At 69.3% G+C, this 19,388-nt stretch carries 17 protein-coding genes; 12 read left to right on the top strand and 5 right to left on the bottom strand.

Annotated elements, in window-relative coordinates; all coding sequences use genetic code 11:
* The first annotated feature begins 50 nt into the window (after positions 1–50).
* Positions 51–1,067 carry a glycosyltransferase family 2 protein gene (locus tag AC06E6_RS09405; RefSeq protein ID WP_240213360.1) on the top strand — a complete coding sequence of 339 codons (1,017 nt, stop codon included), beginning with the start codon at positions 51–53 and terminating at the stop codon, positions 1,065–1,067.
* A 303-nt stretch (positions 1,068–1,370) separates the two neighbouring features.
* Here the strand turns inward: AC06E6_RS09405 and AC06E6_RS09400 are convergent, their stop codons facing one another.
* Positions 1,371–2,306 (bottom strand): electron transfer flavoprotein subunit alpha/FixB family protein, encoded by a 936-nt coding sequence (locus tag AC06E6_RS09400; RefSeq protein WP_104940103.1) that lies wholly within the window; start codon positions 2,304–2,306, stop codon positions 1,371–1,373.
* Between the two features lie 81 nt (positions 2,307–2,387).
* Positions 2,388–3,134: an electron transfer flavoprotein subunit beta/FixA family protein gene (locus AC06E6_RS09395; protein WP_240213359.1), complete on the bottom strand. Its 747-nt coding sequence runs from the start codon at positions 3,132–3,134 to the stop codon at positions 2,388–2,390.
* Between the two features lie 302 nt (positions 3,135–3,436).
* Here AC06E6_RS09395 and rfbB point away from each other — a divergent pair, with 302 nt between their 5' ends.
* The 4 genes from rfbB to rfbD are packed head-to-tail and all read left to right on the top strand — an operon-like array spanning position 3,437 to position 6,843.
* The gene (rfbB, locus tag AC06E6_RS09390) at positions 3,437–4,492 is read left to right on the top strand and encodes a dTDP-glucose 4,6-dehydratase (RefSeq protein WP_478061083.1); all 1,056 of its coding nucleotides are present in this window, start codon (positions 3,437–3,439) and stop codon (positions 4,490–4,492) included.
* Between the two features lie 13 nt (positions 4,493–4,505).
* Complete coding sequence (gene rfbA / locus AC06E6_RS09385) at positions 4,506–5,393, top strand: glucose-1-phosphate thymidylyltransferase RfbA (RefSeq protein ID WP_054662763.1); 888 nt, start codon at positions 4,506–4,508, stop codon at positions 5,391–5,393.
* The gene (gene rfbC, locus AC06E6_RS09380) at positions 5,390–5,947 is read left to right on the top strand and encodes a dTDP-4-dehydrorhamnose 3,5-epimerase (RefSeq protein WP_226050717.1); all 558 of its coding nucleotides are present in this window, start codon (positions 5,390–5,392) and stop codon (positions 5,945–5,947) included. Before rfbA ends, rfbC begins: the two co-directional genes overlap by 4 nt.
* Positions 5,944–6,843, top strand: coding sequence for a dTDP-4-dehydrorhamnose reductase (rfbD, locus tag AC06E6_RS09375; protein WP_243351320.1), 900 nt, complete (start codon positions 5,944–5,946; stop codon positions 6,841–6,843). The genes rfbC and rfbD overlap by 4 nt, the downstream gene beginning before the upstream one ends.
* Positions 6,844–6,910: 67 nt before the next feature.
* On the opposite strand, the gene AC06E6_RS09370 is transcribed toward rfbD, so the two are convergent.
* Together AC06E6_RS09370 and AC06E6_RS09365 are read right to left on the bottom strand one after the other, a co-directional pair.
* Positions 6,911–8,314: a mannose-1-phosphate guanylyltransferase/mannose-6-phosphate isomerase gene (locus AC06E6_RS09370; protein ID WP_478061080.1), complete on the bottom strand. Its 1,404-nt coding sequence runs from the start codon at positions 8,312–8,314 to the stop codon at positions 6,911–6,913.
* Positions 8,315–8,323: 9 nt separating this feature from the next.
* The gene (locus AC06E6_RS09365; protein WP_478061079.1) at positions 8,324–9,670 is read right to left on the bottom strand and encodes a phosphohexomutase domain-containing protein; all 1,347 of its coding nucleotides are present in this window, start codon (positions 9,668–9,670) and stop codon (positions 8,324–8,326) included.
* Between the two features lie 146 nt (positions 9,671–9,816).
* On the opposite strand from AC06E6_RS09365, the gene AC06E6_RS09360 reads away from it, so the two are divergent.
* Positions 9,817–10,551, top strand: coding sequence for a CoA transferase subunit A (locus AC06E6_RS09360; RefSeq protein ID WP_054662778.1), 735 nt, complete (start codon positions 9,817–9,819; stop codon positions 10,549–10,551).
* A 1-nt stretch (position 10,552) separates the two neighbouring features.
* Positions 10,553–11,185, top strand: coding sequence for a CoA transferase subunit B (locus AC06E6_RS09355; protein WP_056930892.1), 633 nt, complete (start codon positions 10,553–10,555; stop codon positions 11,183–11,185).
* 35 nt (positions 11,186–11,220) lie between these two features.
* Here AC06E6_RS09355 and AC06E6_RS09350 read toward each other — a convergent pair whose 3' ends face one another.
* A complete protein-coding gene (locus AC06E6_RS09350; RefSeq protein WP_478061078.1) occupies positions 11,221–13,290 on the bottom strand; it encodes a glycoside hydrolase family 99-like domain-containing protein in 2,070 nt (689 codons plus the stop codon).
* A 210-nt stretch (positions 13,291–13,500) separates the two neighbouring features.
* Between AC06E6_RS09350 and AC06E6_RS09345 the strand changes: the two genes are divergently transcribed.
* The 5 genes from AC06E6_RS09345 to hemC all read left to right on the top strand — a co-directional run bounded on the left by AC06E6_RS09345 (position 13,501) and on the right by hemC (position 19,334).
* Positions 13,501–13,806, top strand: a complete 306-nt coding sequence (locus AC06E6_RS09345; RefSeq protein ID WP_056930894.1) for a DUF3817 domain-containing protein — start codon at positions 13,501–13,503, stop codon at positions 13,804–13,806.
* 294 nt (positions 13,807–14,100) lie between these two features.
* Positions 14,101–16,011, top strand: coding sequence for a glucans biosynthesis glucosyltransferase MdoH (gene mdoH, locus AC06E6_RS09340; protein WP_478061076.1), 1,911 nt, complete (start codon positions 14,101–14,103; stop codon positions 16,009–16,011).
* Positions 16,012–16,915: 904 nt separating this feature from the next.
* Positions 16,916–17,581, top strand: coding sequence for an alpha/beta hydrolase (locus tag AC06E6_RS09335; RefSeq protein ID WP_277434063.1), 666 nt, complete (start codon positions 16,916–16,918; stop codon positions 17,579–17,581).
* A 96-nt stretch (positions 17,582–17,677) separates the two neighbouring features.
* On the top strand, positions 17,678–18,403 hold the full coding sequence (locus tag AC06E6_RS09330) for a LytR/AlgR family response regulator transcription factor (RefSeq protein ID WP_478061074.1): 726 nt from the start codon (positions 17,678–17,680) through the stop codon (positions 18,401–18,403).
* Between the two features lie 22 nt (positions 18,404–18,425).
* Positions 18,426–19,334: a hydroxymethylbilane synthase gene (gene hemC / locus AC06E6_RS09325; protein ID WP_478061073.1), complete on the top strand. Its 909-nt coding sequence runs from the start codon at positions 18,426–18,428 to the stop codon at positions 19,332–19,334.
* Positions 19,335–19,388 lie beyond the last annotated feature (54 nt).

Raw genomic sequence — 19,388 nt, 5'->3', positions numbered from 1 at the left:
GTTGGCGGAGAATCCCGGGTTGAGTGTCCATGCCCGCGGCGCGGACGGCCATGAATATGGGTAATTTCACTATGGAATCATTGGAGTCTGGCGACGTCATTGCGGTTGTCATCCCCTGCTACAAGGTGCGCAGGCACGTGTTGCAGGTGATCGATGCGATCGACGACCGGGTGAGTCTTGTCTATTGCGTCGACGACGCCTGCCCCGATGGCAGTGGTGATCTCATCGCGCGTGAATGCAACGATCCGCGGGTGACCGTGGTACGCCACGCGGTCAATCAGGGCGTTGGTGGAGCGATGCTCACCGGATACCAGCGTGCGGTGGCCGATGGCGCCACCATCGTGGTCAAGCTCGATGGCGACGGCCAGATGGACCCCGCGCTGCTGTACCAGTTCGTGCGTCCCATCATGCTGGGAGAGGCTGATTACACGAAGGGGAACAGGTTCTGGGATCTCGGCGAGATCCGGCAGATGCCGATGCTTCGCCGCATCGGAAACCTGGGGCTGTCCTTCATGTCAAAGGCGTCGACCGGCTACTGGGACGTGTTCGACCCCACCAACGGCTACACCGCCATTCATGCGCGGATAATAGAACGGCTTCCGGTCAATTCGATCAGCAGGCGCTACTTCTTTGAAACCGACATGCTGTTCCGCCTGAACACGATGCGGGCGGTGGTGGTGGATATACCGATGGACGCCAGGTACGGCGATGAGGAAAGCAGCCTGAAGATATCCCAGGTGGTGGGCGAATTTTCAGTGAAGCATGCCAAGAATTTCTTCAAGCGGATCGTGTACCGCTACTACCTGCGTGACCTTTCGGTTGCGTCGCTGGAGCTGGTGGCTGCCCTGGTGCTGCTGACCGGCGGGCTCGCCTACGGCGGTGTGCACTGGTGGATCTCCAGCCGTTCCGGTGTGGCGGCATCCACCGGTACCGTGGTCCTGCCGGCCTTGGCGATCATCAGTGGGCTCCAGTTTCTCCTGGCGTTCCTGGGGTATGACATCCAGACGGTACCCAAACGCCCGATCCATCGGTCGCTTTCCAGGCTGTCAGCAGTGTCCCGAACCTAGGGCGCAGCTCCTTCCGGCCGCTCCTGCAGGCGCCCGCTCCGGTTGGCTGCGCGGCGGCGGCCCAGGCGGGCGGCGGCCCCCATGTGGCGGTACTCGGGCACGATGCATGGTTGAGCCGGTGTCGTTGCGCTGATGCCGCTGTCAGGAGCGCCGGCAGCGAATGCACGGAGACGGCCGCCACATCTACGCGCGATGCCCTCGTCCGTGCGCAGACGGACCCAGCGACGCGAAAGTACAGGCGCCCGCGCGACCCGGCGGCATGACGGTGGCGGCAACCGCTTCCGGTTGCCGCCACGCGCGGCGTCAGAGCGCCGCTTCCAGCTCCGGCAGGAGGGTGAACAGGTCGCCCACCAGGCCGATGTCGGCCACTTCGAAGATCGGCGCGTCGCCGTCCTTGTTGATCGCCACGATGGTGCCGGCATCCTTGATGCCGGTCAGGTGCTGGATCGCGCCGGAGATGCCCACGGCGATGTACAGCTCGGGAGCGATGATCTTGCCGGTCTGGCCGACCTGCATGTCGCTGGGCACGTAGCCGGCATCGACCGCGGCACGCGAGGCACCGACGGCGGCACCGAGCTTGTCGGCCAGCTGGTAGATGACCTTGAAGTTCTCTTCCGAACCCACGCCGCGGCCACCGGATACCACGCGCTTGGCGCTCTGCAGGTCCGGGCGGTCGCTCTTGCCGGCGGCCAGGCCGACGAAGCGGGTGTGCGCGGGCAGCGCGACATCGACGCTGATCGCTTCGACCGGCGCGCTGTTGCCCCGCGCCGCTTCCGGCCACGAGGCGGCGCGCACGGTGGCCACGACCACCTGGTCGGCCGGCACCTCGACGGTGATGATGGCGTTGCCGGCGTAGATCGGGCGCTTGAAGGTATGCGGGCCGTCGACGGCCATCAGGTCGGAGACCTGGTTGACGCCCAGCAGCGCGGCCACCGCGGGCATCAGGTCCTTGCCGGTGGTGGTGGACGGGCCGAGCACGTGGCTGTAGCCGGCGGCGGCCTTGGCGATCTGCGGGGCCTGGACCTGGGCCACGGCGTGTTCGTTGGCCGGGTTGGCGAGGGTCAGCACCTTGCCGACGCCGGCGATCTGCGCGGCTTCGGCGGCGATGGCGGCCGGATCGGCGGCCAGCACCAGCACGTCGATGTCGCCGCCGATGGCGGCCGCGGCCGACACGGTCTTGGCGACGGCGCTGTTGAGCTTGCCGTCCAGGTGTTCGGCGATCACAAGAATTTTAGACATCGGAACTTCCTTCAAATGGGGCGCAAGGCTTCGGCATTGGAAAGTCCGGCCACGGATGGCCGGGCTCTTGATCAGGGATGATCACAAGAGCCCCTTCTGCTTGAGTGCGGCCACCAGTTCGGCGGCATCCTTCACCATCACGCCCTTGCTGCGCTTGGCCGGGGCGGCGTAATGGGTGGTCTTGAACGTATCGGCGGCTTCGACGCCCAGGTCGGTCAACTGCAGGGTCTCCAGCGGCTTGGCCTTGGCTTTCATGATGTCCGGCAGCTTGATGAAGCGCGGCTCGTTCAGGCGCAGGTCGGTGGTGATCACCGCCGGCAGGTCCACTTCCAGCGTTTCCAGGCCGGCGTCGACTTCACGGGTGACCGTGGCCTTGCCGTCGGCGATCTCCACCTTGGAGGCGAAGGTGGCCTGCGGGCGCGCCCACAGCGTGGCCAGCATCTGCCCGGTCTGGTTGGCGTCGTCGTCGATGGCCTGCTTGCCGAGGATGACCAGGTCCGGCTGTTCCTTTTCCACCAGCTTGAGCAGGGTGCGGGCGGCGGTCAGCGGCTGGATCGCCTGGTCGGTGACCACGTGGATGGCGCGGTTGGCGCCCATGGCCAGGCCGTTGCGCAGGTGCGCCTGGGCGTCGGCCGGGGCGATGGTGGCCACCACCACTTCGCTGGCGATGCCCTTGTCGCGCAGGCGCAGGGCTTCTTCCAGCGCGATTTCGTCGAACGGGTTGGGCGAAAGCTTGACGCCGTCGGTGACCACGCCGGAACCATCCGGCTTGACCTGAATGCGGACGTTGTAGTCCACCACGCGCTTGTACGCGACGAGGATTTTCATGTGCTGCGGGATCCTTCGGTTGCAGGGGGCCGGCGCCAGTGCCGGACAGATGAGGGCCCGATTCTAGCGGCTGGGGGAGTCCCGTGCGAATGCGTATGGATGTGCCCGCCCCGCGTTCCGCTGGGGCGGGGGCCATCATCGGCCGTGGGTCCATCGCCTGCCTGCACCCGGGCGCACGTGCATCGTCCGGCGTTCAGTGGCGGCAAAGCTGGCGCGGCAGGGCTGCCTGTATCCTGTGCCGCTTGGAGCAAGCCTCGGATCGCGGAGATCCGGGCGAATGGACGTCACAGGAGACAAGAATAGTGCCCACCTGGCTAGTGACCGGCGGTGCCGGCTTCATCGGCGGCAATTTCGTGCTGGAGGCGGTCGCCCGCGGCATCAAGGTCGTCAACCTCGATGCCCTCACCTACGCGGGAAACCTGCGCACCCTGGCGAGCCTGGAAGACAACCCGGCCCATGTTTTCGTCCAGGGCGACATCGGTGACCGCGCCCTGGTCGAGCGCCTGCTGGCCGAGCACCGGCCCGACGCGGTGCTGAACTTCGCCGCCGAGAGCCATGTCGACCGCTCGATCGACGGCCCCGGCGCCTTCATCCAGACCAACGTGGTCGGTACCCTGGGCCTGCTCGAAGCGGTGCGCGACTACTGGAAGGGGCTCCCGGCCACCGAGGCCGGGGCGTTCCGGTTCCTGCACGTGTCCACCGACGAGGTCTACGGCACGCTGGGCGAGACCGGCAAGTTCACCGAGACCACCCCGTATGCGCCGAATTCGCCGTACTCGGCGTCCAAGGCCGCCTCGGACCACCTGGTGCGCGCGTTCCACCACACCTACGGGCTGCCGGTGCTGACCACCAATTGTTCCAACAACTACGGTCCGTACCACTTCCCCGAAAAGCTCATCCCGCTGGTGATCGCCAAGGCGCTGGCCGGCGAGCCGCTGCCGGTGTACGGCGATGGCAGGCAGGTGCGCGACTGGCTGTTCGTCACCGACCACTGCGAAGCGATCCGCACGGTGCTGGCCAAGGGCAGGGTGGGCGAGACCTACAACGTCGGCGGCAACTCGGAGAAGCAGAACATCGAGGTGGTGCAGGCGATCTGCGCACTGCTCGATGCCCGCCGCCCGCGCGAGGACGGCAAGCCGCGCAGCAGCCAGATCACCTACGTGGCCGACCGCCCGGGCCACGACCGCCGCTATGCGATCGATGCGTCCAAGCTGAAGGACGAGCTGGGCTGGGAGCCGGCCTACACCTTCGAGCAGGGCATCGCCTTCACCGTGGACTGGTACCTGGACAACCAGGCGTGGGTCAACGGCGTGCTCGACGGCAGCTATCGCCTGCAGCGCATCGGCACCGCTGCCTGACACCGGAGACGACATGACCCAACGCAAAGGCATCATCCTCGCCGGCGGTTCCGGCACGCGGCTGTATCCGATCACCAAGGGCGTCAGCAAGCAGCTGCTGCCGGTGTACGACAAGCCGATGATCTACTACCCGCTCAGCGTATTGATGATGGCCGGCATCCGCGAGGTGCTGATCATCAACACGCCGCATGAGCAGGCGCTGTTCCAGGCGTTGCTGGGCGATGGCTCGCAGTGGGGCATGGACATCCGCTACGCGGTGCAGCCGAGCCCCGACGGGCTGGCGCAGGCCTACCTGATCGGCCGCGATTTCGTCGCCGGCAAGCCGAGCTGCCTGGTGCTGGGCGACAACATCTTCCACGGCCATGGCCTGCGCCAGCTGCTGCGCAGCGCCGACGCGCGCGATACCGGTGCCACCGTGTTCGGCTACTGGGTCAATGACCCGGAGCGCTACGGCGTGGCCGAGTTCGACAAGGACGGCAAGGTCGTCGGGCTGGTCGAGAAGCCGGAGAACCCGCGCTCCAACTACGCGGTCACCGGGCTGTATTTCTATGACGGCAATGCCAGCGACCATGCCGCCGGGCTCAGGCCCTCGCCGCGCGGCGAGCTGGAGATCACCGACCTGAACAAGTGCTACCTGGACGCCGGTGCGCTGTACCTGGAGCAGCTGGGGCGTGGCTACGCCTGGCTCGACACCGGTACCCACCAGTCGCTGCTGGAGGCGTCCAACTTCATCGAGACCATCCAGACCCGCCAGGGCCTGCAGGTCTGCTGCCCCGAGGAAATCGCCTACGGGCAGGGCTGGATCGGCGCGGCCGAGCTGGAGGCGCTGGCTGCGCCGCTGCTCAAGAACGGCTATGGCCAGTACCTGCAGAAACTGCTGCAGCGCGGGGTCGTGCCATGAAGGTCATCGAAACCTCGCTGCCCGGCTGCGTGGTGATCGAGCCGGCGGTGTTCGGCGACGCCCGCGGCATGTTCTTCGAGACCTGGAATGCCGAGCGCTTCGCCGCGCACGGGCTGCCGACGAAGTTCGTGCAGAGCAACGTCTCCACCTCGGTCAAGGGCGTGCTGCGGGGCCTGCACTACCAGTGGCCGCGGCCGCAGGGCAAGCTGGTAAGCGTGCTCGAGGGCGAGGTCTATGACGTGGCGGTGGACATCCGCCGCGGCTCGCCGACCTTCGGGCGCTGGGAAGCGGTGCTGCTCAGCGCCGGGAACCACCGCCAGTTCTGGATCCCCGAAGGCTTCGCGCACGGTTTCGCGGTGCTCTCCGAGCGGGCGGTGTTCAGCTATCTGTGCACCGATGTCTACGTCAAGGAAGCCGATGCCGGCGTGCGCTGGAACGATGCCGACATCGCCGTCGACTGGCCGATCAGCGCGCCGACGCTGTCGGCCAAGGACGAGAGCGCGCCGTTCCTGGCGGAGATCGCCGAGGAGCGGCTGCCGGTGTACATGCCATGACGGTACTGGTGTTCGGCGGCAACGGCCAGGTCGGCCGGGAGCTGCTGCGCGCGCTGGCGCCGCTGGGCACGGTGGTCGCCACCACCCGCAGCGGCACGCTGGCCGACGGCAGTGCCTGCGAGGTGGCCGATTTCGACCGGCCCGACAGCCTGCCGGCGCTGCTGGACCGCCTGCAGCCGGCGGTCGTGGTCAATGCCGCGGCCCATACCGCGGTGGACCGTGCCGAGCAGGAGCCGGAGGCCGCGTTCCGCGCCAATGCGCAGGCCCCGGGCGTGCTCGCGCGCTGGTGCGCCGCCCATGACGTGCCGCTGGTGCACTATTCCACCGACTACGTGTTCGACGGGCAGGGCGGCACGCCTTACCGCGAGGACGCGCCGACCGCGCCGCTGGGCGTCTACGGCACCAGCAAGCGCGACGGCGAGGACGCGGTGCGCGCCGCCGGCGGACGCCACCTGATCTTCCGCACCGCGTGGGTGTATGCCGCGCATGGCGGCAATTTCCTGCGCACCATGCTGCGCCTGGGCGCCGAGCGCGACCAGCTGCGCGTGGTCGCCGACCAGATCGGCACGCCGACCCCGGCGGGGCTGATCGCCGACGTCACCGCGCAGGCGCTGCGGCACCCGGGTGGCCTGTCCGGCACCTGGCACCTGACCGCATCGGGGCAGACCAGCTGGCACGGTTTCGCCGAGGCGATCTTCGCCGAGGCGCAGGCTGCCGGGGTGCTGGCGAAGACGCCGGTGGTGGATGCCATCGCCAGTTCGGACTACCCGACGCCGGCCAGGCGTCCGGCGTGGTCGGTGCTGGACAACCGCCGGCTGCAGCAGGACTTCGGCATCGTACTGCCGGCCTGGCAGGATGGCCTGAAGCGGGTGATGGCGGAAATCGCGGCCGGTTGATCCGGGCCGCACCCGATGCGCGCGGGACCCCCGGCCGGTGGCCGGGACGTTCCTGCGCCAGGGCGCCTCAGCTGCGCCCGTAGGTATCTTCGAAGCGCACGATGTCGTCCTCGCCGAGATAGCTGCCGGACTGCACCTCGATCAGCTCCAGCGGCAGCTTGCCGGGGTTGCGCAGCCGGTGCGTCACCCCCAGCGGGATGTAGGTGCTCTGGTTCTCGCTGAGCAGCAGCACCTCGTCGCCACGGGTGACTTCGGCGGTACCGCTGACAACCACCCAGTGCTCGGCGCGGTGGTGGTGCATCTGCAGGCTCAGCGTGCCGCCGGGCTTGACCGTGATGCGCTTGACCTGGAAACGCTCGCCGTTGTCGATGGAGTCGTAGGCGCCCCACGGGCGGTAGACCTTGCGGTGCCAGGCGGCCTCGCTGCGGCCCTCGGCCTTCAGCCGCGCGACCACGTCCTTGACCTCCTGCATGCGGTCGGCCCGGCCGACCAGCACCGCGTCATCGGTCGCCACCACGATCACGTCATCCAGCCCGACCAGCGCCACCAGCCGTTCGCCGTAGGCGTAGGTGTTGCGACAGTCGATGGCGATCACGTCGCCGTGGTGGGCATTGCCCTCGCCATCGCGCGGGGTGACGTCGCGCAGCGCGGTCCACGAGCCGACATCGCTCCAGCCCGCGTCCAGCGCCACCACCACCGCGTCGGCGGTCTTCTCCATCACCGCATAATCGATCGAGTCCGACGGCACCGCCGCGAACGCTTCGGCGTCGAGCCGGGTGAAATCGGCATCGCGGCGGGCGTTCTCCCAGGCGCTGCGGCTGCGTTCGAGCATGGCCGGGTTGAAGCGGGCAAGTTCCTCCAGGTAGCGCGATGCACGGAACAGGAACATGCCGCTGTTCCACAGGTACTGGCCGCTGGCGACATACGCGGTGGCGGTGTCCAGGTCGGGCTTCTCGACGAAGCGCTCGACCGGGCGGGCGCCACTGCCCGGCGCTGCCTTGATGTAGCCGTAGCCGGTTTCCGGGCCGGTCGGGACGATGCCGAACGTCACCAGCTTGCCGGCGTCGGCGGCCGCCGATGCCAGGCGCACGGCGGCATGGAAGGCCGCCTCGTCGGCGACCACATGGTCCGAGGGCAACACCAGCAGCAGCGGATCGTCGCCCTGGCGGCTGGCTTCCAGCGCGGCCACCGCGATGGCCGGCGCGGTGTTGCGCCCCATCGGTTCGAGGATGATCGCCTGCGGCTCCGCGCCTGCCTGTTGCAGCTGTTCGGCGGCCACGAAGCGGTGCGCCTCGTTGGCGATCACCAGCGGACCGTGCGCGGCGACGGCCGCGACCCGGTGCCAGGTCGACTGCAGCATGGTCTGCGTGCCGGTCAGCGCCAGGAACTGCTTGGGGTAGGTCTCGCGCGAGAGCGGCCACAGGCGGGTGCCGGAGCCGCCGGACAGGATGACGGGCGTGATGTTGCTCATGCGGGAGCCTCAGGCCGAAAGCAGGGTGGAGATTTCGTCGGTGCGCGCCTGCAGCAGCGCCGCATCGCCGCGCGTCTCGACATTGAGCCGCAGCAGCGGCTCGGTGTTGGAACTGCGCAGGTTGAAGCGCCAGTCGCCGAAATCGGCGCTGACGCCGTCGGTGTGGTCCAAGGTGGGCGATTGCGCGGCGAAGTGGCGCATCACGCGTTCGACCGCAGCCTTGGCATCGGCCACCTTGAAGTTGATCTCGCCACTGCAGGGATAGGCGGCCATGCGGTCCTCGACCAGTTCGGCCAGCGACTGGCCGCTGGTGGAAACCAGTTGCGCGATCAGCAGCCATGGAATCATGCCCGAATCGGCATAGGCGAACGCGCGGAAATAGTGGTGCGCACTCATTTCGCCGCCGTAGACGGCGTTCTCCGCGCGCATCTTCTCCTTGATGAAGGCGTGGCCGCTCTTGCACAGCACCGGCACGCCGCCGGCCGCTTCCACCATTTCCACGGTGTTCCAGACCAGGCGCGGATCGTGCACGACCCTGCCGCCGGGATTGCGCGCCAGGATCGCCTTGGCGAGCAGGCCGACCAGGTAGTAACCCTCGATGAAGCGGCCGTTGTGGTCGAAGAAGAAGCAGCGGTCGAAGTCGCCGTCCCAGGCAATGCCGAAATCGGCGCCATGCGCGCGCACCGCGTCGGCGGTGGCGGCACGGTTCTCCGGCAGCAGCGGATTGGGGATGCCGTTGGGGAAGCTGCCATCGGGTTCGTGGCAGATGCGCACGAACTCCAGCGGCAGGTGCGGGGCAAGCAGGTCGATGATGGCGCCGGCGCCGCCGTTGCCGGCATTGACCACCAGCTTCAGCGGCCGCAGCGTGGCCACGTCCACATAGGACAGCAGGTGCGCGATGTAGGCGCTCTTGTCGTGCCGCTGCACCTGCCCGGCGCGCGGCGCCTGCGCCGGTGCGGCATCGGCTGCCACCGCGTCGGAAATGGCGAACAGGCCGGTATCCGAGCTGATCGGCCGCGCCTGCGCCTTGACCAGCTTCATGCCGTTGTAGTCCATCGGGTTGTGGCTGGCAGTGACCATCACCCCGCCGGCCGCGCCCAGGTGGTCGGTCTGGAAATAGACCTCCTCGGTGCCGCACAGGCCGATGTCGATCACCTCGCGGCCCTCGCCGCGCAGTCCGGCGGCCAGCGCGTCCTGCAGGCCCGGGCTGGTCAGGCGCACGTCGTGGCCCAGCACCACCGGACCGTCTTCGAGCCGGGCCGACAAGGCCTTGCCGATCCTGCGCGCGAGGTCCTCGTTGAGTTCCTCGGGCACGCGGCCGCGGATGTCGTAGGCCTTGAACGCGGGTAATGGCATGCGGGCAACCTGTCGAAGCGTGGAAAGGCGCCCAGTTTAGTCGCTTGGCGGTTAGCGGGCCGTTCGCGGCTGGACGAAGGTCCAAGAGGGCCACCGCTGGACTGGGGCTAGAATGCCGCCATCCTTATGACTGTGGGCATGATGCGATGAGCGATCCTTCAACCCTGGACGGGCGGCGCGGCAAGGTGGTGGCCAGCGCGGCCCTGGCGCTGGACGGCGTGGTCGCCGACGGCCAGACCCTGGCGGTCGGTGGCTTCGGCCTGTGCGGAATTCCCGAGGCGCTGATCGCGGCGCTGCGCGATTCCGGCGTGACCGGCCTGACCGTGATCTCCAACAACGCCGGCGTCGACGGCTTCGGCCTCGGCCAGCTGCTGGAAACCCGCCAGATCCGCAAGATGATTTCGTCCTACGTGGGCGAGAACAAGGAGTTCGAGCGGCAGTTCCTGGCCGGTGAGCTCGAGCTGGAGTTCAACCCGCAGGGCACCCTGGCCGAGCGCCTGCGCGCCGGCGGCGCGGGCATCCCGGCATTCTTCACTGCCACCGGCTACGGCACCGTGGTGGCCGAGGGCAAGGAAACCCGCGAGTTCGACGGCAAGCACTACGTGATGGAGACCGCGCTCAAGGCCGATGTCTCGCTGGTCAAGGCGTGGAAGGCCGACGCGGCCGGCAACCTGGTGTTCCGCAAGACCGCGCGCAACTTCAATCCGGCCTGCGCCATGGCCGGCAGGGTCTGCGTGGTCGAAGTGGAGGAGATCGTGCCGGTGGGCGCGATCGACCCGGACCAGGTGCACCTGCCGGGCATCTACGTCGACCGCATCGTGTTGAACGCCACGCCGGAGAAGCGCATCGAACAGCGCACCGTGCGTCAGGAGGAGAACTGAAATGGCCTGGACCCGTGACGAGATGGCGCAGCGCGCCGCGCGCGAACTGACCGACGGCGCGTACGTGAACCTGGGCATCGGCCTGCCGACGCTGGTGGCCAACCACATCCCCGAGGGCATGGATGTGTGGCTGCAGTCGGAGAACGGCCTGCTGGGCATCGGTCCGTTCCCGACCGAAGCCGAAGTCGACGCCGACCTGATCAACGCCGGCAAGCAGACCGTGACGGCCCGCGCCGGCGCCAGCTACTTCGGCAGCCACGATTCGTTCGCGATGATCCGCGGCGGCCATATCGACCTGGCCATCCTCGGCGCCATGCAGGTCACCGCCAAGGGCGACCTGGCCAACTGGATGGTGCCCGGCAAGATGGTCAAGGGCATGGGCGGCGCGATGGACCTGGTGGCCGGCGTGCAGCGCGTGGTGGTGCTGATGGAGCACACCGCCAAGAACGGCGAGCACAAGATCCTGCCCGAATGCACGCTGCCGCTGACCGGCGTGGGCGTGGTCGACCGCATCATCACCGACCTGGCGGTGTTCGACGTCACCGATGCCGGGCTCGCCTTGGTCGAAGCCGCCCCCGGGGTGGACATGGAAGAGCTGAAGGCCCGCACCGGCGTGCCGTTCGCGCACGCCTGAAACATGCCGCGGGGCCACCACGTGGCCCCGCCTGCTCAGTGGCGGCGGGCGTAGGCGTAGGGCGCGGCCGCATCCACGGGCAGGCCGAGCAGTTCGGCGGCCGTGGCCTGGCTGAAGCCCGCATCGCGCGCGGCCAGGGTGAAGATCCGCTCGATCGCGTGCGCCAGCGTGCCGTCCACCTGCGCGGCCTCGGCCTCGAACTGCGATGGCTGCAGATGACCGTCTAGCAGCGGGCGCAGTGCCGGCAGGCGTACCCAGAACATGCTGCCGGCAATGAACGTGTCGCGCTCGAGGTCAGGCTGCGCAATGCCCAGGCGGCCGAGCAGGGCGCGCACGTTGTCCTGGTTGGCGCCCCAGTAGAAATGCAGTGGCTGCACATGGCCTTCCGGTGCGACCAGCCCGAGGCCGGGCTGCTCGCCGAACGCACGCACGATGGCCGCCGCCCTGTCCGGCGCCAGCAGGCGCCCGATCAGCTCGTTGCGCCACTGCTCGCCGTCCTGGCGGTGCGTGGAGCGCTTGGTATGCAGCTTGAGCACCACGTCCTCGCCCTCGTCGAGCAGGCGCCCGGCGACGTGCAGGAACGGCAGGATGTCGCGGCCGCGGTTGGCGAAGGCGTGCACCTCCACCTGCATGCCGCGCGCGCGCGCGATGCGTTCGATCTCGTCCTTCCGCTCCGGCGGCGTGGTGGCCACGACCCGCCAGCTCAGGCCGCTGGATTGCAGGGCCTGCAGCAACGCGTCGAAGACGTCCGGGTACCAGGCATGGATGACCGCGCACGGGCGGGTGCCGGCCCGCGGGGCGTCGCATGGCGCCAGCGCCTGCCGCGTGGCCTCCAGCCAGGCGTGGCCCAGCCGCGCATCGGGTTCCAGCACCGCCCCTTCGGCCCATTCGTTCCATGCGTTGACGAACACCAGGCGCCGCTCGGTGGGCACCGTGGCCAGGCGCTCGTGCACGGTCGTGCGCAGCCAGTCGCGGTAACCGCGCGGCGAGGCATGCACGAAGATGCGTCCCGCGCCCGGGCGCCGCGGCTCGTTGTCCCAGCCGGGGTTCACCCCGGGATACAGCGTATAGGCGGGCAGCGGCCGTGCCGCCGCCTCGCGTGCGAGCTCGCGCCAGTCGCGCACGTCGCCGGCGAAGTCCGGGTTGATCAGCCACTGTTCGGCGGCCAGTGAGCGTGGGTTGCTCATGTTCGGCGGGAACTCGACCGCTGCGTCGAAGCCGATCTCGCGCGGATCGGGGCGTTCGAAGCCCTGCACATAGGCCAGGTGCAGCTCGCCGATGCCGTTGTCGCGGCACCACTGGCGCCAGCGCTGCGCGGTGGCGCGCGGGTCGGGCAGCAGGTGCGGGCGGTAGACCAGCAGCATCGGCCGGCCGTCGACCTTCAGCGCGCGGCGGTCGCGCAGGTAGGGGGCGACGTGGGCGATGAAGGCCAGGTCGTCCGCGGCGCTGTGCTGCTGTCCGATCAGGATCTCGCCGTCGCGCCCGTCCCAGCGCCGGGTCCAGTTCTCGTTGGCCCAGCACAGGCAGAACGGCAGGTCGATGTCGTCGTCGGCCAGCCATTGCCGCAGCGGATCCTCCATCAGGGTGCGGCCGCTGAACCAGTAGTAGTAGAAGCAGAACGCGCCAATGCCGTACTCCGCGGCCAGGCGCGCCTGGTCGCGCATCACCTGCGGGTTGCGCAGGTCGTAGAAGCCCAGGTCCGCCGGCAGCCGCGGCTGCGCATGGCCTTCGAACTGCGGCAGCGCCCGGGTGACGTTGCGCCACTCGGTGAACCCTTTGCCCCACCAGGCGTCGTTCTCGGCGAACGCATGGAACTGCGGCAGGTAGAACGCCACCAGCGTGGCCGGCAGCGGGCTGGGCAGGGCCGCCCTGGAGTAGGGCACATGGCCGATCGCCGGCTCATCGGCGCGGTGCATGGGCCGGATGATGCGTGGTGAGGCTCCCGCTTCCGGCGCATGCCCGCGTGGCGGCGGCGGCAACAGCCCGCCAAAACGCTCCAGCAGGCGGTTGCGCCACCTGTCGCGGCGGGCGTCGGAGATCGGAAGGGCGCGGAACGCCTGTCGCAGCAGCTGGTGAAGCGCCTGGTGCAGGGAAGGGAAAGGCATCGATCGAGGCATCGCCGGCGACGGGAACGGGGCGCGGTGGTGTGGGGACGCAGCGCCTGCCTTCACCACCGCCATCGGGGATTCTAGGCCAATGCGCCACCGGCCCGCCGCCACGCCACTCCGGCGCACCCTCCAGCCGCTGCCATCGGCACATCGCCTACAATCCGCGTCCTTCCGTTCGATGACGATGTGCTGATGCCTGCAAACCCGATGTCCGCCGCTGGAAAGCTGTTCGCCGTCGCCGCCCTGGTCGAGGGCGCGACCTGGGCCGGGTTGCTGGTCGGCATGCTGCTCAAGTACGGCACGCAGACGACCGAGCTGGGCGTATGGCTGTTCGGGCGCCTGCACGGGCTGGCGTTCCTGTTCTACGTGGTCGCCAGCGTGTACGTCGGGGTGCGCCAGCGCTGGCCGTCGTGGGCGCTGCTGCTGGCCCTGCTGGCGGCGGTGCCGCCGCTGGTCACGGTGCCGCTGGAGTGGTGGTTCCGGCGTCGCGGGCTGCTGTCGCCGCTGCGCTGAGCCGGGCGCAGGGCGCGGTCGACCCGCGACGGTGTGGCCCAGGGGCGCGGCGGCCACTACGATGATGCCGGGCCCGCGGGCCAGGCACCGGGCCCAGTGTCCCGGCAGGCGCGACCGGCCGCGGGCACCGGGCATGTTCGCAGCCTGTTTAGGTTCGATCTTCTAGCTTTGGCGCCTGTCTGCCCCCCCGGAGAGCCCCGTGCACCACGCACCCCCTGTTGCCGCCGTTTCCGACCGCCTGCCCGCGGCGGCGCCTGCCTGTTGCCCGGCGCGGCCCGGCACGCGGTGGATTCCATGACCGGTACACCCGTTGCCGCGCGCGATGCCGGCATCGCCGTACTGCCGCCGGAAAGCCCGCTGCCCATGCCCGTGCAGTCGCTGCGCGAGGGGCGCCTGCAGGGGCGGCGGCAGGACACGTCGCCGCCGAACATCGTGCTGCGCCGCCTGTACGTGTTCGGCAGCACCGCGGCAATGACCGCGGTGGCGACGTGGATGATGGCGCGGGTCCTGGCCAACGGCGGCATCAACGTGCTCGAAGCCTGCCTGCTGGCCCTGTTCGTGCTGTTGTTCGCCTGGATCGCATTTTCCTTCGTCAGCAGCCTGGCCGGCCTGCAGGCGCTGCTGCGCGGACGGCGCAAGCTGGGCATCCACCCGGACGCGCCGCTGCCCACGCTGCACAGCCGCACCGCGCTGCTGATGCCCACCTACAATGAGGATCCGCGGCGGATGATGGCCGGGCTGCAGGCCATCTACGAATCGGTGGCGGCCACCGGCCAGCTCGACCGCTTCGATTTCTTCGTGCTCAGCGATACCACCCGCGATGCCATCGGCCGCGCCGAGGAGCAGGTGTTCGCGCGCCTGGTCGAGACCACCGGCGGCCGTGGCCGATTGTTCTACCGGCGCCGCGCCGACAACGCCGGGCGCAAGGCCGGCAACATCGCCGACTGGGTACGCCGCTTCGGCGGCGCCTATCCGCAGATGCTGATCCTGGACGCGGACAGCCTGATGACCGGCGAAGTGATCGTGCGTCTGGCCTCGGCCATGGAAAAACACCCCGACGTCGGCCTGATCCAGTCGCTGCCGGCGGTGGTCGGCGGGCGTACCGCGTTCGCGCGCATGCAGCAGTTCGGTGGCCGCGTCTATGGCCCGGTGATGGCCTACGGCGTGGCCTGGTGGCACGGCGCCGAGAGCAACTACTGGGGCCACAATGCGGTGATCCGTACCCGCGCCTTCGCCGAGCAGGCCGGGTTGCCTGAGCTGCCGGGGCGCAAGCCGTTCGGCGGGCACGTGCTCAGCCACGATTTCGTCGAGGCCGCGCTGATGCGCCGTGGCGGCTGGGCGGCGCACATGGTGCCCTACCTCCAGGGCAGCTACGAGGAAGGGCCGCCGACGCTGACCGACCTGCTCATCCGCGACCGCCGCTGGTGCCAGGGCAACCTGCAGCACTCCAAGGTGGTCACCGCCGCCGGCCTGCACTGGATCAGCCGGGTGCACATGCTGGTCGGCATCGGCCACTACTTCACCGCACCGATGTGGGCGATGCTGATGCTGATCGGCATGGCGATCCCGCTGATCCATGGTGGCATCGACCTGGCCGAGGAGCTGCACCTGCGCTTGTCGCCGGCGCACTACTGGCGCGGGCTGGACCAGCAGGGCGTGCTGTGGGTGTTCGCGGTCACCATGGGCGTGCTGCTGGCGCCCAAGGCGATGGGCTACGTGGCCATGCTCAGCGCGCGCAGCGAGCGGCAGGGCTGCGGCGGCGCGCTGCGCGCATTCGTCTCGATGCTGCTGGAAACGCTGCTTGCGGCCCTGATGGCGCCGGTGGTGATGTACGTACAGTCGCGCGGCGTGGCCGAGGTGCTGGCCGGCAAGGACTCGGGCTGGGACGCGCAGCAGCGCGACGACGGCCGGGTGTCATGGATCGCCTTGCTGCGCAGCTACGGCGGGCTGAGCGTGTTCGGCCTGATGATGGGGGCGATGGCCTACGCCGTGTCGCCGTCGCTGGCGGCGTGGATGGCGCCGGTAGTGATCGGCATGGTGCTGGCGGTGCCGGTGGTAGGGCTGACCTCCTCGCGCAAGATCGGCGACTGGCTGCGCCGGCACCGGTTGCTGTCCATTCCCGAGGAGAGTGCACCGCCGCCGGTGCTGGTGCGTGCGGCGGAACTGCGTGCGGCGGCGATGCAGACGCCGCTTTCCGTGGAGTAGCACGGCGTTCCCCGTTCTGCCGAAGGGCTGGGGCTTCTGATTTCGCGTCTGTGGACGGACCGGGTGTGAAACGGGTCGAAGCGGGAGGATGCCTTCGCCTTCGCCTTCGCCTTCGCCTTCGCCTTCGCGGTTGCTCGTGCTTTTGCTTCTGCGCTTTTGATTTCCGGGTCCCCCTTCCGCAGCGACGGAGCCGACGGACAAGACCCCGCAGGGGCGACGTGCAGGGATGCACGTCGTTTTTCGACGAGACAGGGATGTCTCGTCGAAAAATCCCGGCGGCGGAGTGGCCCCGCGGCACGCAGTGCCGTGGGTGCGGAGGCAGGGGCGTGTTTCTCTTGGTTACTTCTCTTTGCACGAGCAAAGAGAAGTAACTCGCTCCTGCGAAGCAGGGGCGAAAGCTCTGCTTTCAAGCTTCCGCTTTCATACTTGCCCCTGGCCCATTGGACTTCCCAGCTATCGCCTTGGCCATCGCTCCTGTCGGCTTGAGAGGCCAAGCTAAGGTTGGAGCAGGATCCAGGGCTTTCGCTCTCCTTCGGGGCGCGAGCCACCTTTCTTTGCTCGTACAAGGAAAGGTGGCCCAAAGAGGCGCTTTTCAACAGCCGAATGGCTGGTCAACACGCCCTGCCTAAGCGCCCTCCGTGCTACGCACTCCGGGTCCACTCCACCGACGGGATTTTTCTACGCGACATCCATGTCGCGTAGAAAAACGACGCACATCCATGTGCGTCGCCCTTCGGGCTATTCCCGCCGGCTCCGTCGCTGGGGAAGGGGGCCCCGGAAGGCAAAAAGTCCAAGACGGCAGCAAAATCCCAGGCAGCAACAGCAACGGTGAACAACCACGGCATCGGCTTGGCCTCCCGCCTGCGCAGGCATAATGCGTCCCGGTCCCTTGGAGTCGCATGCAATGCTGGAAACAGTGGAACAGGAAACCGGCGCGGCGCCGGAATGGTCGGTGATCTGGCTGCACGGGCTGGGTGCCGATGGCCATGACTTCGCGCCGATCGTGCCGGAGCTGGTGCGGCCGCACTGGCCGGCGATCCGCTTCGTGTTCCCGCATGCGCCCAAGCGTCCGGTCAGCATCAACAACGGCATGCCGATGCGCGCGTGGTACGACATCGTCAGCCTGGACTTCCGCAGCCGTGCCGACGCCAGCGGCGTAGCCGAATCCGTGGCCCAGGTGGAGGCGTTGATCGCCCGCGAACAGGCCCGTGGCACGCCGCGCGAACGCATCCTGCTGGCCGGCTTTTCGCAGGGCGGCGCCATCACCCTGTCCACCGGCCTGCGGCAGCAGTCGCCGCTGGCCGGGCTGGTCGCGCTGTCCACCTACCTGCCGGAAGTGGATGCCGCCGCCGCGCAGCTGGCCGCAGGCGCCACCGCGCAGCCGGTATTCATGGCCCACGGCAGCGGCGACCCGGTGATCCCGGTACAGGTCGCCGAGCACAGCCTGCAGGTGCTCCGGCAACTGGGGTTCGGGGTGGAGTGGCACCGCTATGCGATGGCGCACCAGGTCTGCGCCGAGGAAATCCAGGCCCTCGGCGACTGGCTGCAGGCGCGCTTCGCGGCGGGCTGAATCCCGGGCAGGTGGGGGGGGCTGGCGGCTGCCGGAGCGCGCCGGGGTTGGCTACCATGCGTCATCCGGGGAGCAATGCAGGGCAGGGGAGTGGCGATGAAGGTACTCATTGCCGATGACGAGCCGCTGGCGCGCGAACGCCTGCGCATGCTGTTGTCCGCGCACGGCGACGTGGCGGTGGTGGCCGAGGCCGGCGATGGCCAGGCGACGCTGGATGCCTGCGCGCGCGCGCGGCCGGACGTGGTGCTGCTGGACATCGCCATGCCGGGCATCGACGGCCTGGACGTGGCGCGGCACCTGGCGCGGCTCGAGCCGCGCCCGGCGGTGGTGTTCTGCACCGCCTACGAGTCGCATGCGCTGTCGGCGTTCGAGGCGGCGGCCATCGATTACCTGATGAAGCCGGTGCGGGCCGAACGGCTGGCGGCCGCGCTGGAGCGGGCCCGTACCTTCCTGGCCGGACGGGTCGGCGGGGCGGCCCCCGCCGCGGGCGGACGCCGGGTGCTGTGTGCGCGGCTGCGCGGCAACCTGCGGGTGATCCCGCTGGAGGACGTGTTCTACCTGCAGGCCGAGGAGAAGTACGTGGTGGTCCACCACGTGCACGGCGAGGACCTGATCGAGGAATCGCTGCGCTCGCTGGAGGAGGAGTTCGGCACCCGCTTCGTGCGCATCCACCGCAATTGCCTGGTCTCGCGCGAACGCCTGCAGGAGCTGCGGCGGACCGCGGCGGGGCAGGTGCAGGCGGTGCTGCGCGGGGTGGCGCAGCCGCTGGAGGTCAGCCGCCGCTGCGTGGCGGCGTTGAAGGCGGAACTGGCCGGCACGTGAGTCCTGCGCCGATAATGGCGCCATGAACATGCTGCGCATCGCCACCCGCAAGAGCCCGCTCGCCCTGTGGCAGAGCGAACACGTCGCCGCCCGCCTGCGCCAGGCGCACCCGGGCCTGTCGGTCGAGCTGGTGCCGATGAGTACGCGCGGCGACGAGGTCCTGGACCGCTCGCTGGCCGCCATCGGCGGCAAGGGCCTGTTCCTCAAGGAGCTGGAACTGGCGATGCTGCGCGGGGAGGCCGACTGTGCGGTGCACTCGCTCAAGGACGTGCCGATGGAACTGGATGCGCCGTTCGCGCTGCCGGCGATCCTGGAACGCGCCGATCCGGCCGATGCCTTCGTTTCCAACCGCCATGCCACCCTGGACGCGCTGCCGCACGGCGCGGTGGTGGGCACCTCGTCGTTGCGCCGCCAGGCGCAGTTGCGCGCGCTGCGCCCGGACCTGCAGGCGCGCGACCTGCGCGGCAACGTCAATACCCGCCTGGCCAAGCTCGACGCCGGCGATTACGACGCCATCATCCTGGCCTGCGCCGGTCTCGAGCGCCTGGAGCTGGGTACGCGGATCCGCGACCGCCTGCGCGCACCGCAGTGGCTGCCGGCGCCGGCGCAGGCAGCAGTGGCGGTGGAATGCCGCGCCGATGCGGCCGACGTGATCGCGCTGCTGGCGGTGCTGGACCATGCCGGTACCCGCGCCTGCGTGGAGGCCGAGCGGGCGATGAACCGCACGCTGGACGGAAGCTGCCACGTGCCGGTGGCCGGGCTGGCGCAATGGCGCGGCGAGGACCTGTGGCTGCAGGGGCTGGTCGGCGGTGTCGCCGACGGGCGCGCGGTGCGCGCGCAGGCCCAGGGCCCGGGCAATGATCCGGAAGCGCTGGGCCGGGATGTCGCGCGCCAGTTGCTGGACGGCGGCGCCGGCGAACTGCTGCGCTGAGACCGCGGCGTCGGCGGGAACGGCGGCCCGCCGCCGGCGGTCAGCCGCCGGCCC

This window comes from Stenotrophomonas sp. Steno-Z10-HUANG (genome assembly GCF_056393075.1).
Note: the sequence above shows the minus strand (reverse complement) of the source record. Positions and strands in the feature narration are given on the sequence as shown.